18 protein-coding genes are annotated in these 15,097 nt (G+C 53.6%); 1 reads left to right on the forward strand and 17 read right to left on the reverse strand.

The window, feature by feature from the left end; genetic code table 11:
• Positions 1–501: 501 nt before the first annotated feature.
• The 14 genes from EKM90_RS11770 to EKM90_RS11830 all read right to left on the reverse strand — a co-directional run bounded on the left by EKM90_RS11770 (position 502) and on the right by EKM90_RS11830 (position 10,657).
• On the reverse strand, positions 502–792 hold the full coding sequence (locus tag EKM90_RS11770) for a hypothetical protein (RefSeq protein WP_125582887.1): 291 nt from the start codon (positions 790–792) through the stop codon (positions 502–504).
• 22 nt (positions 793–814) lie between these two features.
• Entirely contained in the window at positions 815–1,108 is a 294-nt protein-coding gene (locus tag EKM90_RS11775) for a hypothetical protein (protein WP_125582889.1), read from the reverse strand.
• A gap of 154 nt (positions 1,109–1,262) precedes the next feature.
• Positions 1,263–1,886 (reverse strand): NUDIX hydrolase, encoded by a 624-nt coding sequence (locus tag EKM90_RS11780; RefSeq protein WP_125582891.1) that lies wholly within the window; start codon positions 1,884–1,886, stop codon positions 1,263–1,265.
• Positions 1,887–1,898: 12 nt separating this feature from the next.
• Positions 1,899–2,057 (reverse strand): hypothetical protein, encoded by a 159-nt coding sequence (locus tag EKM90_RS12950; RefSeq protein ID WP_225422865.1) that lies wholly within the window; start codon positions 2,055–2,057, stop codon positions 1,899–1,901.
• A gap of 27 nt (positions 2,058–2,084) precedes the next feature.
• Positions 2,085–2,477, reverse strand: a complete 393-nt coding sequence (locus EKM90_RS11785; RefSeq protein ID WP_125582893.1) for a hypothetical protein — start codon at positions 2,475–2,477, stop codon at positions 2,085–2,087.
• A gap of 3 nt (positions 2,478–2,480) precedes the next feature.
• Entirely contained in the window at positions 2,481–3,284 is an 804-nt protein-coding gene (locus EKM90_RS11790) for a hypothetical protein (RefSeq protein WP_125582896.1), read from the reverse strand.
• A gap of 130 nt (positions 3,285–3,414) precedes the next feature.
• Positions 3,415–4,407, reverse strand: coding sequence for a DUF6287 domain-containing protein (locus EKM90_RS11795; RefSeq protein ID WP_125582898.1), 993 nt, complete (start codon positions 4,405–4,407; stop codon positions 3,415–3,417).
• Positions 4,408–4,452: 45 nt separating this feature from the next.
• A complete protein-coding gene (locus EKM90_RS11800) occupies positions 4,453–5,778 on the reverse strand; it encodes an MATE family efflux transporter (protein WP_125582900.1) in 1,326 nt (441 codons plus the stop codon).
• Between the two features lie 101 nt (positions 5,779–5,879).
• A complete protein-coding gene (locus EKM90_RS11805) occupies positions 5,880–7,316 on the reverse strand; it encodes a S41 family peptidase (RefSeq protein WP_164507980.1) in 1,437 nt (478 codons plus the stop codon).
• Positions 7,306–7,548 (reverse strand): YozE family protein, encoded by a 243-nt coding sequence (locus EKM90_RS11810; RefSeq protein WP_125582904.1) that lies wholly within the window; start codon positions 7,546–7,548, stop codon positions 7,306–7,308. Before EKM90_RS11810 ends, EKM90_RS11805 begins: the two co-directional genes overlap by 11 nt.
• The gene (gene msrA, locus EKM90_RS11815; protein ID WP_125582906.1) at positions 7,548–8,066 is read right to left on the reverse strand and encodes a peptide-methionine (S)-S-oxide reductase MsrA; all 519 of its coding nucleotides are present in this window, start codon (positions 8,064–8,066) and stop codon (positions 7,548–7,550) included. Before msrA ends, EKM90_RS11810 begins: the two co-directional genes overlap by 1 nt.
• Positions 8,067–8,274: 208 nt before the next feature.
• Positions 8,275–8,865 carry a YpmS family protein gene (locus EKM90_RS11820; protein ID WP_125582908.1) on the reverse strand — a complete coding sequence of 197 codons (591 nt, stop codon included), beginning with the start codon at positions 8,863–8,865 and terminating at the stop codon, positions 8,275–8,277.
• A gap of 21 nt (positions 8,866–8,886) precedes the next feature.
• Entirely contained in the window at positions 8,887–9,738 is an 852-nt protein-coding gene (locus EKM90_RS11825) for an SGNH/GDSL hydrolase family protein (RefSeq protein ID WP_125582910.1), read from the reverse strand.
• Positions 9,739–9,814: 76 nt separating this feature from the next.
• Positions 9,815–10,657, reverse strand: a complete 843-nt coding sequence (locus tag EKM90_RS11830; RefSeq protein ID WP_125582912.1) for a DegV family protein — start codon at positions 10,655–10,657, stop codon at positions 9,815–9,817.
• Positions 10,658–10,834: 177 nt separating this feature from the next.
• Here EKM90_RS11830 and trhA point away from each other — a divergent pair, with 177 nt between their 5' ends.
• Entirely contained in the window at positions 10,835–11,458 is a 624-nt protein-coding gene (trhA, locus tag EKM90_RS11835) for a PAQR family membrane homeostasis protein TrhA (RefSeq protein ID WP_373301087.1), read from the forward strand.
• A 64-nt stretch (positions 11,459–11,522) separates the two neighbouring features.
• Here the strand turns inward: trhA and EKM90_RS11840 are convergent, their stop codons facing one another.
• From EKM90_RS11840 to EKM90_RS11850, 3 genes are read right to left on the reverse strand one after another with little or no spacing between them, the layout of a single operon-like run.
• A complete protein-coding gene (locus EKM90_RS11840) occupies positions 11,523–12,011 on the reverse strand; it encodes a dihydrofolate reductase (protein WP_125582916.1) in 489 nt (162 codons plus the stop codon).
• A 10-nt stretch (positions 12,012–12,021) separates the two neighbouring features.
• Entirely contained in the window at positions 12,022–12,975 is a 954-nt protein-coding gene (locus EKM90_RS11845) for a thymidylate synthase (protein WP_125582918.1), read from the reverse strand.
• Positions 12,976–12,985: 10 nt separating this feature from the next.
• Complete coding sequence (locus tag EKM90_RS11850; protein ID WP_125582920.1) at positions 12,986–14,887, reverse strand: ABC-F family ATP-binding cassette domain-containing protein; 1,902 nt, start codon at positions 14,885–14,887, stop codon at positions 12,986–12,988.
• Between the last annotated feature and the right edge of the window lie 210 nt (positions 14,888–15,097).

Genomic DNA, 15,097 nt, shown 5'->3' on the forward strand with positions numbered 1-15,097 from the left:
GAGTTGTTGGTAATGCTTGTGGGTGTTAGTCTGAGAGTGGGTCATGAAGATTCCTGCTTTCTTGTTTAGCTAGTACTAACAAGAATAGGTCTTCATGGCCTTTTTGGTCTAGTCGTCAGGGTGTTGCACTTGAATTGTAAACTGGGGAGGACTATTTCCACAAACAACCCGCGCGCGTCTTTGCTTGGCAAGACTACCAACGTCTGACCATGATTCATACCCTACGCACCGTCTACTTCGATGATTCGCCCGCAGTTTGGGCGCAAGTCGAAGCCTATCTTGCCGCCATCAGCGAGCTTTCGCCTTACGACCACAACGATGTGAGTGACCGCTGGTGGTTGACGACATTCAGAGGAAAAGCAAAGCAACGTTAACGGCGCCAAACATGCAGACAAACGAAAATCCGAATCAGGCTTCCGGCTGGAAACTTGATTCGGATTTTTTGCTGTTGATGATGGATGTGATGGCTCGTTGCGGTCAGTTGCTCGTTAGAGGTGGTCGCTAACGCCGATGCGGTCGCGGAATCTTCGGTAGCCAGATCAATACCAGGATCAAACCACTAATTGCAAGATAGCGCCCGAAATGATCGGCTTTCAGGGCCAGCATGGCAATCACTAATGCTACTGGCAGCAGCGACTCTAGCAGTGGATACTTAAAACTGGCCAACCCAGTCTGCCCGACTTGGCTCATATCCGTCGCGTACCCTAGAAAGTGATTGGCCATCAGCGCCGCTAAATTATCAGCGACATACTGCAGCCGCATGCTTGAACCCATATCGGCATAGAAGCTCACGTGCTCTCCAGCATGATCAAAATCAATGACCACTGAATTCTGCGCGCCGTCGCACTTTGAAGTTGGTCAGGTCGGCGCGAGCATACCGATGAACTTGCTGATTACTGAGGCGCTGGGCAATGATTTCAGCGGGTGTAAAGACCAGCAGAAAAGCAGGCTCACTGGCCGCAGTCGCGCTCGGACCAAGTAGATCCAAGGCGAACGCTTTCCCAGCACCGTTATGATGCCGGGCATACAAAAAGTTGGCCTCTGGTTCGACTCCCAATGCGCGCACCAGGTCCTGCATTTGAGATTCGTTTTGTACTAATATCCCCATCTTGTCCTCCCAAGAAATTGCCCATAACCGCCCAATTTAAGTTAATGATACCCCTTTCATCTCCCGCGTCAATCAGGCTTTAGCCCGGCGCCACTGAACTTGCTTGCCTCGCGGAATCAAAAAAGTGAGGTCTCGTTGCCTCACTTCAAAATCACTATTGAATGTACAGTTCACCGCCAGCGAACAACCGATGTAATTGTTCCGGCGTCGTGCGCTTCAGCGAAAGCGGCGGCAAGGCGGCTTCGCTGAACCACCCGGTCGCAACCGTTTCACTATTGGCCGCAAACTCCCCTTCTCCAATCGTGCCGGCGAAGATCATTTTGTAATACTGAAACGCCTGCGGAATATCGGGGCGCTGCGCGGTATCGTAAATGGCCCGCAACTCACCGACTGTCATGGCCAGACCCGTTTCTTCGCGCACCTCTTTGACCACATTGGCTTTCAGCGACCAGCCAACCTCAGCAAAACCACCGGGCAAAGCCCAGTGGCCAGTGGCATCCGCTACCAACAAGACCTGCTGGCGGCGGGTGATAAAGGCCCGCACATCCACTTTAGGCGTCGGATAGCCAGTTTCTTGCGCAAACAAATCGGCGACTTCCCCTACCGGCCAGTCGCCAAGTGTGGCGAGCTGCTGCTGCGCAAGGCGCCGGAGGTCTTGATACCGTTCTTGATCAAAGCGATCCTGCGCATACGCCAGTCCAGCTTCACTGATGGCAAGTAAACGTCTGAGAAAAGTCACTTGGTCCAAGGCTACCCCTCTTTTTGAGTGTGCGCGCATCCCCTACAAGGTCTAACGGTCCTCTGCTTCTTCCAGGGGATCAGCTAGGCGCGAAATCCGCTTGGTCTGGGCCGGCGGGTATGGGGCCTGATTGGGCGCATACCAAGCCATCGCGACAATCGTGCCATAGGCCTCGCTATGATTGCGTGGCGCCACGACCCGATCGCCCACGGCATACTGCGGATCAGCAATATAACTCTACGGACTACCGCCGTGATGGAAAACGACTTGGGCATAGAGCAGCTCACCTTTGACCGGCGTCTTGCGACTCATTACCCGCGCGTCTAACATTTGGGGCGCAAACTCCCCCAAAAAAGTCTGGATCTTCGCCGCCAAACTTGCCCAGTGCGGAATCGGATCATCCAGGCTCAGGGTGCCTTTAACGATGATTGGGTCGCCTTGCCGATACCGCGCCGTAACGGTCAAATTCGGCGCAATTTGGCTCGTTTCATCTGACTGAGGCCGCTCCAGTGGCGAGTCTAACCCGGTGAGCAAGCGCCCCACCGCTGGACTCGTCAGGCCGAGCCGCGTGCGAGTGGCACCTTGCCGCGTTGTGAGCGAGAACGACTGGCTGTGGCGATCAATCACCATTTTTTATGCCGTGTCATCATCCGGTACATAAGCAATCACCAGGCGTTGCAGTTGATTGGGAGCATTATCAAACAGCATCAAATAAGGAAATGGCAACACATCGCGCAACTGTTCCGACAGCAGTTCGGCCTCAATCATTGACCCTTGCGCATGCTGAACGCCGCCTTCACCAGTGACCGTCATTTTCCAGAACCCAGCGTCACACACTATTTCAGGTGGCCGCACCGTACTGGCAAAAGCCGCCAGCTGATCAAGCACCCCGCTTAATTTGCCCACTGGCACCGTAGCTGTCTGGCGGCGCCGATAACCACTAAAGAAATAACTCGCTAAATTGGCTCTGCCTTCGCCTTTTAACGTTAACGTCTGGGTCGTCAGACTATCTGGCGCAGGCGCCCAAAACCGACCTTCTGAGGATTTAATCACCACTTTTTGGATTGTTCCCAACGGCTGCGTTAACGCCGCTAACTGGGTCAACGCCGTGGCAAACCAAAACCGGTTGTCGGGGTCGCTTAAGTGCTCGTCAAAGCCCCAGTACGTAATCTGCCGATACATCGAAAAGATGGCGTTGCCTAAGGCCTGGTCGTCATCAATGCCGGTCAAAAAGGCCTTGGTTGCTTCATGCTCAACCGGATTGGGCAGCTGATGTTTCTTATCAAGCACCGAGTCGAGCATATCCATCTTAAAGCCAAGCTGAGTGAGTTGCTCACTCCAGCGTGTTTCAAGGTGGTCAATTGCTTCCTCATTGCCCGCAACAAATATTTGACGATTGTGCCTCGCAAACTCATAACGATCCGCTCTTGTCACCATCTGCTGGTCCTCCAAGGCTTGAGATTTTAGAAAACGGTTTCTAGTTTCATTGTAACCATAATCGCACCACGACGCCAGGTGGTCATCTGCTGCAAAAAAACAGCCCTCAAACGATGAGGACTGCAAGTGTTTAGTCAACTTTGTAATAAGCGTCGGTTTGATACCCACTTTGGCCGCCGCCAGGAATCAGACGGTCTCGGCTGGCGTCAGAATCATCAGCGGCCGACATCTGGACGCCTTTCGGCACAATTGCCAGTGGCGCCATGCCGGACATCACATTGGGGTTAAAAGAGCCAATCGAGCCCATCATATAACCGGTCGTCACAGGGCCGGAGGTGATTACCTCGGCATAGCCATCACTGTCTTTGGTGGTGAGCTCAACGCCAGTGGCAACACTGAGGTTCATGCTGGCTGGCGCAGTGGCGGTTTTAGTGGTGACGGTCATGGTGCGGCCATCAGTGGGATTTTTCCAGGTGCCAGCCAAGCTACTGAAATCATTTTGCCCGAGCGCCTCAAGGTTCAAGCCTTGCATGGTCTTCAATTGCGCCGCCGAAACACCCTCCGCAAACACCCAGCTGGTGTCGTTGTTGCTGGTCCAAACCACCACAATATTCTGCTGGTTGGTGGCATCGCCGGTGATTGATTTGAACTCACTGGTGCTCCCTTTTGGGTAGAAGGTCACGGCCCAGTTAATGGCCACGTTACCGGAATCTTGCAACAGAGCGGTTAGGGCCTGGCCGGTGGCTTTGAAGCTAAGCGGATGCTCGCCATTGGGGTCGCTCAACTTGTCACCAGCTAGTTTGACATCAGCCGCGGTCAAAGTGGCCTTCGTCACCGCCATCTTCGCGTTGCCACCAGCCTGGTAGCCGGTTTGGGTACCATTGTGGAAATTAGTGGCATTCGCAATTTGGGTCCACTGCCCCTTTAACGATTGATAATTTCCTTTTTGTATCTGCGCTAAATTCATCTTTGCGGGCTGTTTGGCCGGTGTTTTCGCGGCTGGTTTGCTTTGACTCGTCACCTTCGCCGCTGGTTGGCTGGTGGCCTTAGAGTTTGACGTGTTGCTACATGCACCTAACCCACAGGCAAGGGCCACCAAAGTCCCGATCATTAACTTTTTCATTTTACCCAATCCGCGCGGTCGCGGAATCCTCCTTTATTCGTCGGCTTAAGCCTGCAAGTGATGGGCCACCCGGCGGTACAGCCAGTAACCAAGGACACAGGTTAACAGATCCGCCGTGGCCTGCGCCCAAATAATGCCGTGAAAGCCGAACAGCTGCGCCAAGATCACCATACTGATGGCAAACAACACCCCTTGCCTAGAAATCGCCATGATCAAGGCGCTGGCGCCTTTACCCAAGGACTGGAACACGGTGGTAAAAACCAAAATTGCGCCCACAGCAGGCGTGGTAATGAGCAGTGCCCGTAACATCAAGGCACCATTGGCCACGATGACTGGCGTGGCCATAAACAACCGGACCAGCGGCGTGGCCCCGAGCATCAACAGCACTGCTGCCACCAGCGCATAGCCCAACTCAATTTTGAAATCAAAGCGCAGAATCTCGTGCAGCCGGCGGTAGTTCTTTGCCCCGTAATTATACCCAATGAGGGGCTGGGCACCAAACGCGAATCCCACCATGATCAACATCACAATCATATAGATTTTCTGAGCAATGCCCATTGCTGCCACCATGTCTGCGCCATATGGGGCTAAGTGCTGATTCAGCAGCATGGTGCCAAAACTTTGCATGAAGTTGGTGAGTGAGGCCGGAATGCCAATCGCCACGATTGCTTTGAGCGCTGCGGCGGAGGCTTTGGCCTGCTGCGGTAAAATGCTGAGATATTGCGTTTTACGCTGGGTGAACCAAAGCAATAACAGCGTGTTCAAAGCGTAGCCAAGAACGTTCGCCAAGCCGACGCCGCTTGCGCCCCAGCCAAAGCCAAACAGAAAAAGCGGATCAAGGATAATGGTCAACACCGTGCCACTAATGGTCGCAATCATCGAGTCCTTCGCCAAGCCTTCGGTGCGAATGATGTTCCCCGGCACCAACGAAACAATGATAAACACGGCCCCGAGGGCGAGCATGCGGAAGAAGCCGCCGGCGTCAGCGCGCGTGGCGGCGGTGGCGCCCAACAAGGTTAAGATTGGCTGCTCAAAAGTCAGCATCAGGACACTGATGACCAAGCTGATGGCAATGCCGGCATACAGGCAAAAACTGCTGAGGCGTTTAACCTGCGCATAATCTCGGTCCCCTAGCAACCGCGAAATCAAAGCACTGCCGCCGAGGCCGAAGATATCGCCGACCGCCAGCATAAACGAAAACACCGGTGCCCCCAGCGTGACCCCGGCCACCAAGTTCGCATCGCCGGTTTGGGCGATAAAAAAGGTGTCGACGAGGTTATATACCATGCTGGCCACCATGCCGAGAACGACAGGCAGAGCCAGTTGCATATACGCTTTAGGTACCGGTGCTTTTTCAAATAGATCATTCATTCGAAGCGTTCCCCTTTGTGTTGCACGGTCGCTCGTCGAATGACTTGCCAGAACAACGGATTATCGTACCATCCGATTTTACCTTTTTAGATTTCTGGCCGCTAATGTTCTTGTAAATAAGTGACGGCGCTGGAAATCGCGTTGTCGTTTTGCGCCAGTTTGCCAGACAACAGCTTGATCAAGGCCTGCATGGTGGCCGCGTCGGTTTCACCCGTCGCGGGCAAGCCTTGCTGGGTTTGAAAGTTCTTGACGGCAGTCTGGGTGGTTGGCCCGAAGTAACCGTTGGCTTCGGGAATGGTTTGACCCGCTGCCTGCAGGGAAATCTGCAACGAATGGACATCCGCGCTTTCATCGCCGAGTTTCATCTTTGAGGTGGTAAAGCCTTGAATCTGGGCCCAGGCCGGATACGAGGTCTTGATCGTTGGCGCGAGACCTTTCTTGTTGATCCAGTTGCCGTTTGGCGTCAGCCACTTGGCCACGGTCAGCTTCACTTCCGCATTCTTGCTGATTTGGGCCACGTTTTGCACGGTGCCTTTGCCGTAACTGGTTTCCCCAATCAGTGGCACGCCGCGGCTTTCGTTCCAGGCCCCGGCTAAAATCTCACTGGCGGAGGCCGAATCCCCATCAATCAAAACGGCAATCGGTTCCTTGACCTTAAAGCCGTGGTCGTATTGCTTGCCGGCCGTGTAAACCTGGGTGGCGCCGCTGCGATCTTGCACTTTGACGATAGTTTGGCCATTTTTCAGCCCCATCGAGCCAATCTGCAAGGCATCTTCAAGCAGGCCACCAGGATTACCACGCAAGTCAACGATGAACTTCTTCGCGCCTTGCTTGCGCAACGCTTTGACGCCGGCCTTAAACTGCTTGGCGGTGGGTTCAGAGAAGCTGGTAATGGTCAAAATCCCGATGGTTTTATCCGTGGTTGCCAAACTGGTGGTGACAGTATCAGTGGTAATTTTAGCCCGCTTCATGGTTAGCTTCAGCAACTTGCCATCACGGCGGACGGTCACCGTGACGGTGGTGCCGATTTTACCGCGAATCTTGCTGACGGCGGCATTTACGCCCGCTTTTTCAACGGACTTGCCATTCACCTTCACCAGCTGATCGCCCACCTTCATTCCCGCCTTTTGCGACGGGGAACCGGCTTGCAGACTCGCCACTTCCAGGTGCGATGAAGTTTGCTGGACAGTGGCGCCGATGCCGCCAAAGCTGGCGGAAATCGTGCTATCAAGCGAGGACTTTTCATCGTTTTCGAGGTAAGTCGAGAACTGGTCGCCAAGGCTGGCCATCATGCCAGAAATGGCACCATTGGCCAGCGTTTTACTCGAAGTCTTCTTATAGTATTTTTCCTGAATCGAGTTGTAGGTCGCTAGGACTTTGGTAAAACTGCTCGGCACTTGCTGCACGGAAGTATCCAGTACCGGGCGCAAGGCATAGCCAATCCCGCCTGCCGCGACGATGGCCGCCGCGACCAGCACGCCTTTCAGCCAACTGGGGAGTTTAAAGGGACGGCGTGGTTTTTGATCCTTATCTGCCATGGTGACCTCCAATATGTTCGTGGGCCTGATACTGCGCATACGCGTCGTCAAACACGCTCATGCTCGGCAGATAGCCACCATTAAGTTCTAAGTAATTACTTAACGCTTCAAAGTCAGATTCCTGTTTTGGAAAACTTTGATCGAAAAACGCGTTTTGGGCAAAATTCGCCACTTCTCCATGGTCGTTGGGGTTGCGCAGGGTCATCAAAAATTGGTAAAAAGATTGCCGCATTAATTTTCCTCCCAGTGGGCGTCAATGAATTCCTGACGCTGTTGATGCTCCGCGGCATAGCGCCGCGGGTTGTGCATGTAAAACTGCTGGTGTTCGGGCTCTGCCGCATAGAAAGGTTGAGCGGCTTCAATGGTCGTCACGATGGGGTCCTGAAAACGGCCGCTAGCGACGAGCGCGGCTTTCGAGGCTTCGGCCGCCTGACGCTGCGCTGCATCTTTGACGTAAATCACAGGCCGGTAATTGTCCCCACGGTCCTGGAACTGCCCCATCGCATCGGTGGGATCAGTTTGCTGCCAATAAATCGCCAGCAGTTGCTCGTATGAAATGATCTGCGGATCAAAGGTGATCTGAACGGCTTCAGTATGCCCGGTTTCGTGGGCCTTGACCTGCGCATAAGTGGGATTGGCCACATGCCCGCCGGTGTACCCAGAAACAACATTGATAATCCCGGGCTGGCTTTCGAATGGTTGCACCATGCACCAGAAACACCCGCCGGCAAAAATTGCAGTTTCAGACATATGAAAATCCCCTTTTTTCGATTTAGTGGTTAACGTGGTTGCAGGCAGTCGCCGCCGACTCTCACAGCCTATAGTGCACTCCGCACGCTATCGTTGCGCTTGGCGGGGCAACGGATGAGCGCCCCGCTGCGCCCAACGTCTCGAAGCCAAAATACCGCTTCAACGCGTTGAGCTGACCGTCATCCTAGATTCGCCCCGCTTCACCGCCTTATTTTTTCGGCAGGTAAACGGAAAAATCGATTTCGTCATTCGGCAGGTCAATCTTGGTGGCTTTGACTTGCATGCCGTTTTCCATTTTGAATTTGTTCAAGTTTAACACAATCGTTTTGCGCTTACTATTGAGGGTGACCCACTTAGGCAGCTTAAAAGACTTGGCGGCGTAGTTCAGAACGTAGCTGATGGGCACCGGTAAACTGCCGACATTAAGCTGGCGCGCCTTCAGTTCCACGTTGCCATTTTTAAGCACGATGGGATCCATTAAGAGCCCAAAGTCGATTTTCTGCCCAAAGAAGGTAAAGTTGCCACCCAGCACGGCTTGATCCGCCATGGTCAGCGAGTACTTCACTTTACTGTCTTTTTGAAAATCATTCAGGTAGTAAGTCACGATTTGGTTCACCTGGCGCTTGGTCAACGACACCGTCATCACCGGATCACCGGTCGTGCTGGTGGTGGTGCTGGTCGGTTGATCCACCGGCGTTAACACCGCATGGGCGAACCACAGGCCGCTGCCGATAATCAGCCCAATCAAAACGAGACTGATGATTTTCCAAACGTTAATACTCTTGTGTTGACTGCGCATGCTTGTTCCTTTCGTGCTGGGTTATTCCCAGGTCTGTTTCGTTTGCTGCATCTTCTGCCAAAGCTGTGAGGTCATCAGCGCGTACCCCGCATTATTCGGGTGGAAATGATCCTCCGTGAAAATCAGCGGGTTACTGTTGCTGTCATCGCTCATGGCCGCGGCTAAACTGGCCTTGGTTTTCTTGTCCGTCGCCTGGGTGTTGGTCCCCTTAGTTAAGACGCTGTCAATGTCAACATAATAAGCCTGTTTAAATTGGTTCACGGTTTGCTGGGTGCCGGCGTTCCAGGTCTTGACACTGGTGGTCATTGCCGTCAGCTTCGGAAAATAAACATAAAACGGATTATAAATCCCGAAAACATAGATCGGCGCCGTTGGATTCAACTGGCGGAAGGTTTTGAGTAGTTTACTCAGGCGTTTTTGGAACTGAGCGCTGCCCGTGGCCACATCCTTGTCCGAAAGTGACAGCAGGTGCTTTTGTAGCACATGCATCAGGTCATTGCCCCCGACGGTCACGGTAATGATATTGGCTTTTTTAACAGCAGCTTGCAGTTTGGGCTGCTTGTCAACGCGCTTTTGAATTTGGCTACTGGTGTCACCGGTCACCCCAAAATTGCTAGTGGTGACGCTGTAGTTGCCAGTGCTCTCCAGGTCGTTTTTGATCAGGCCGACATAGCCCCCGTTGTTGCTATCATCCCCCACGCCATGGGTGAGCGAATCACCCACCGCCGTGAGCTGCAGGGGTTGCACGGCCTTCACTTGGCCTTTGATGGCGAGTGGTTGCGCCGCGGGCCCCCATAGACTCCAGGCGCCAAAGGCCAAACCAGCCGCGGCTGCGACCACCAAGAGATCTAATAACCACCGCAACTTGCGCATCGCGGCACCTCCTTTCCGTAGAATAACAAAAGAGCCGGTCATCAGTAGTTGACGCGGCCCTGGTTGACTCGACTGATTAATCCGTGTAGTACGTGATGGCAAACGCCCCATCACCGGTGTGAGTGGCAATCACCGGATCGGTTGGTTGCACAAGCAAGTTGGCCTCAGGTAAAACGGCTTTGATTTTCTCGCCAATGCTTTCAGCAAACTCACGCCCGCCAGCGTAAGAGACACCGATTTCGTGGATATTCGGCAACGTATCAAGGCTGGCCACCACTTCATCCGCAAACTTGCGCAGCGTCTTCATCCCGCGGCCCTTGGACAAGGCCTTGAGTTCGCCGCCGGTGACTTCAAGGGTCACTTTAATGTTCAGCAGCGATGACAGCACTCCAGAAACGCGGCTAATGCGGCCGCCTTTAACCAAGTTATCGAGGTTGGAAACCCCCATCACCAACTTGGTGTGGTCACGAATGACCGCCATGCGCGCCAAGATGTCGGCCATGGTAGCGTCTTCTTGAATCATTTTGGCCGCTTCCAGGACTTGGAAGGATAAAGCACGGTCGGTAAATTGTGAGTCCACCACGGTGACGTCCCCTTTGCACAATTCAGCTGCTTGGCGCGCAGAGTTCACCGTGCCAGAAATGGCTTCCAGCATGTGCACAGACAGTACGGCGCTGCCATCGGCGGTCAGTTCGTTGTACAGGTCTAAGAAAGTCCCGATGGCTGGCTGTGAGGTTTTCGGGAGCGCGGAGGCCGCCGCCATTTTGTCCATAAACTCAGCGCGCGTGATGGTTTCGCCATCGACATAAACGGTGCTATCGATCATGATTGTCAGCGGAACGACGTGAATGTCGTACTGCTTAATTTCTTCCGGGGTCAATTGAATCGAAGAATCCGTTACAAGTTTGATTTTTACCATCTAGGCCACGCTTTCTCTGAAGTTCGATTATGGAATCAGTATAGCAAAATCCCGCGTCTTTGTCAGTATTATCATATCTAGTTTTTATAACTAGGTGAAATTGTTTTTCGACGGCCGTCGTGGTATTCTATACTTAAATCAACGAAGGATGTGGTGACCATGCAGGGGCGACCATTAATGAAATCACACTATTACACCTTTAATAATGAAATGTTGAGTGCCGTGACCCACGCGTTTGCGTTAGGGCTCGCCGTGGTCGGGACCGTGGCGCTGGCCTTCAAGGCGACCACCCCACTGCGGCTGGTCAGCTTTCTCGGCTTTGGCATTGCGCTGATCATCCTTTACACCGGATCGACCCTGTTTCATGGCTTTTACTTCACTAAAGCCCGCCATGTGCTCCAGGTGATCGACCATTCTGGCGTCTTCATCCTGATTGCCGGCTCGTATCTGCCCTACTGTTTAGTGGCGATCGGCGGCAAGCTCGGCATCGGCTTGCTCATCGCCATTTGGCTGCTGTGCGCGGCTGGCATTGCCTACAAGCTCTTCTTCCTTGGCCGGTTCCGCGGGCTGGAAACTGGCATTTACGTGGTGCTAGGCTGGATGTGCCTGGTCGGCATGAAGCCGCTGTGGGACAACCTAGGTCCTTGGGGCTTTTGGCTGCTAGTGGCTGGCGGGGTGGCTTACACCTTTGGCGCCTTGCTTTACTCGCAAAAAACCATCCCCTATATTCACGTGATTTGGCATTTGTTCGTGATGCTGGGGTCAGCCTGCATGTACGCCTCCATCTACTTGTTCGTCTAACCACTTCAAAACGCCGCGCCTCTAGCCCAAAGGGTTGGAGGCGCGGCGTTTGCTTGACCTTGCACTATTTGCGATCCCACACTTCAAAGACATGAGATTTGGCCGGATCGTCGTTGAACACTTCCCGACTGCTCATTTGCCGGAATGCCGCCCAATCCAGCGCCGGCATTTTGACATCACCAGGAAAAATTCCTGCTAATTTAGTCACGTAAAGGCGATCGACTAAATCGGCAAATAAGGCGAAAATCTCCGCACCGCCGGTGATCATCAGATGCTGATCGGGATGGGCAGCCGCGTAGGCGAGCAGCGCAGCGCGGTCATGCACCACCACAGCGCCTGGCGCTTGATAGCTTTGATCACGCGTCAAAATCACGTTCGTCCGGTTTGGCAGCGGCCGTTTCGGCAAGCCTTCGTAAGTTCGGCGCCCCATCACCGTTAACTGCCCGACTGTCAGGGCCTTAAATTCCTTGAGATCATCAGGCAAGTGCCACGGCAAACGGCCCTGATAACCAATGGTGCCACTACGGTCTTGGGCCCACACAAATGCAATCATCGCGTTCCTCCTAAACCGCCACTGGCGCTTTGATCGCGGCCAGCGGCTGGTAATCCAGCACTTTGATATCGCTCATTTGCAAATTATCGATGGTTTTGCCTGGCGTCAGACTTAAGGTCGGCGATGGATTCGGGGTCCGACTCAGTTGCTCACGCACCTGGGTCAAATGGTTGGCGTAAATATGCGCATCGCCAAAAGTATGCACAAAATCACCGACTTGCAGGCCGGTTTCCTGCGCAATCAGATGCGTGAGTAGCGCATAGCTCGCGATGTTGAACGGCACGCCCAAAAACATATCGGCACTGCGTTGATAAAGCTGCAGCGAGAGTTTGCCTTCGTTAACATAGAATTGGAACAAGGTGTGACATGGCGGCAGCGCCATGGTGGGCACATCTTCCGGATTCCAAGCCGATACAATCAGGCGCCGAGAATCAGGCGTTTTTTTGATGGCCTCAATCACGTCGCCTAGCTGGTCAATGGTTTCCCCCCGACTCGTGCGCCAAGCGCGCCACTGACTGCCATACACAAAGCCCAAATTGCCGTAAGTCTGCGCGAAGGCTTCATCATCTAGAATGCGCTGGTCAAAAGTGGCCATTTCCTTGCCATATACCGCAGCAAACTCAGAATCTTGCAGCCGCCGCTGGCCAAAATTGGTCATGTCCGGCCCTTGATAAGCCGGCGAGTCGACCCACCGGGCAAAGGCCCATTCATCCCAGATATGGTTGTTGTGCTGGAGCAAAAAGCGAATATTGGTGTCGCCATGCAGGAACCACAACAACTCACTTTTAATTAGGCCAAACGGCACTTTCTTGGAGGTCAAAAGCGGAAAGCCCTGACTGAGATCAAAGCGCAACTGCGCGCCGAAAATACTGTAAGTACCGGTGCCAGTGCGATCCGTTTTGTAATTGCCAGTGGCTAAAATGCGGTCAAGTAAATTCAAATATGGCCGGTCTTGGTATCCCATCGTATCCTCCCTAATCGTTCACATATTCGTCCAACTCAGCAAACCGGTCAAACATTTTGTCCAGTTTGGCATTGCCGGTATCGATTTGTTGCTGCAAGTCGCCTAAGGTCACATAGTCCTCGCCGTTCGTCGCCGCCATTTGCGCCTTCAAAGCGCTGATTTTAGCATCCAGCGCATCCATGTCGGTTTGCAACTGATCATGCTCAATTTGTTCAGCATAGGTCAGCTTCGTCTTCTCCTTCGGGGCGGCCGTGGTGGCTGCCGTTGAGGCTGGCTGCTTCGGGGCGGCGGCAACCGGTGCCGCAGCGGCCGCTTTTAACTGGGCCAGATAATCGGTGAAGCGCCCAACATGGCGGTCAATCACGCCATTGCCTTCAAAATACAGCAAGTGATCGGCGACTTTATCCAAGAAATACCGGTCATGCGACACGGTAATCACAGTACCGGGGAACTGCTGCAAATAATCTTCCAGCACCGTCAAAGTCGCCACATCCAGGTCATTAGTCGGCTCATCCAGCAGCAGCACATTCGGCTGGCTCATCAAAATCCGGAGCAAATACAAGCGCCGCTTCTCCCCGCCAGATAGACGGCCGATCAAGGTACCATGCATACTGCGCGGGAACAGGAACTGCTCCAGCAGCTGGGTGGTGGAAATCCGCTTGCCGCTATCAGTGACCAGCACCTCCCCGGCCTCCTGTAAATATTCAATCACGCGCTTGGTGGGGTCAAGCGTTTTGCTCATTTGCGTGTAATAACCCAGCTTGACGGTTTCGCCAAGCTCAACGGTCCCGGTATCTAGTGGCTGCTTGCCGGCGATCACATTCAGCAGGGTCGATTTCCCCGCCCCGTTGAGCCCAGTGATGCCAATGCGTTGCCCTGGTTGCACCAGCCAAGAAAAATCATTCAGAATCTGGTGGGTGCCAAGCTTCAGGCCCGCCTCCTTAAATTCAATGACTTTCTTGCCCAGCCGAGTGCTAGCCACTTTCATCTCCACCGTGCCTGTTGCCGCGGGCCGATCAGCGATTGCTGATTTCAAATCACTGAACCGATTAATCCGCGCTTGCTGCTTGGTCGATCGCGCCTGCGCGCCGGCGTGCATCCAAGCGAGCTCCTGCTGGTAGAGCTGGGCCTGCTTATGCGCACTGGCGGTGTCGCGCTCAACCTGCGACGCTTTTTGGCTAACGTAGGCTTCATAGTTGCCAGGGTACCGGTAGAGTTGGCCGTGATCCAGCTCCCAAATGGTGTTCGCAACATGATCCAAGAAGTAGCGATCATGGGTCACCACCAGCAGTGCCCCTTTATACTTGCTCAAATGAGCTTCCAGCCAATCAATGGAATCAAAATCCAAGTGGTTCGTGGGCTCATCCAGCATCAGCAAATCGGGTTTTTCAATCAACACTTGCGCCAGGCCGACTCGTTTTTGCTGCCCACCGGAGAGACTACCGATTTTTTGGCTGAGGTCGTCGATATGCAGCTGGGTCAAAATGGTTTTGATTTCCGTTTCCGCATCCCATGCATCGACCTGGGCCATGCGGGCATCCGCCTTGCTATAAGCCGCTTGGGCAGCTTCAGCCAGCGGCGTGGCGGTGTACGCCGCCAGCGCCTGTTCGTACGCGCGAATAGCCGCAAAAATGGGCGAACTGCCGCCATAAATCGCATCCATAATGCTTTTATTTGCGGCTAGTTTGGGCTGCTGGGCGAGATAACTCAAAGAATACTGCTTAGGCGTCACCACTTCTCCGCCGTCAAACGGATCTAGACCGCCTAACCCATTGAGCAGCGTGGTTTTGCCTGTGCCATTCACCCCAATCAAGCCAATGCGGTCGCCTTCGTTAATCAAAAAATCGACATCTTTAAACAGTTGCTTATCGCCATACGCTTTGCGCAAGCCTTTTGCGGTTAAAGTCTGCATATTACCCCTCGCTTTTCTAGTCCTCATCATACCATAGGCATCTGGTCCGAGGCGCGAGGCGAATAAAAACCACCCGTAAAACGGGTGGTTTTCACTGGGGCTATAAGCCCCCGCTACTGGCTGCGTCTCAAGGCGCTGGCCTCATTCACTGCGTTCAAGGCCTACTGCGATTGCCACTTTAACTGCCTCTGGAAGAGGCTCGTGTCCCAA

Origin of the sequence: Lacticaseibacillus suibinensis, assembly GCF_003946175.1 — a bacterium.
Taxonomy (GTDB): domain Bacteria; phylum Bacillota; class Bacilli; order Lactobacillales; family Lactobacillaceae; genus Lacticaseibacillus; species Lacticaseibacillus suibinensis.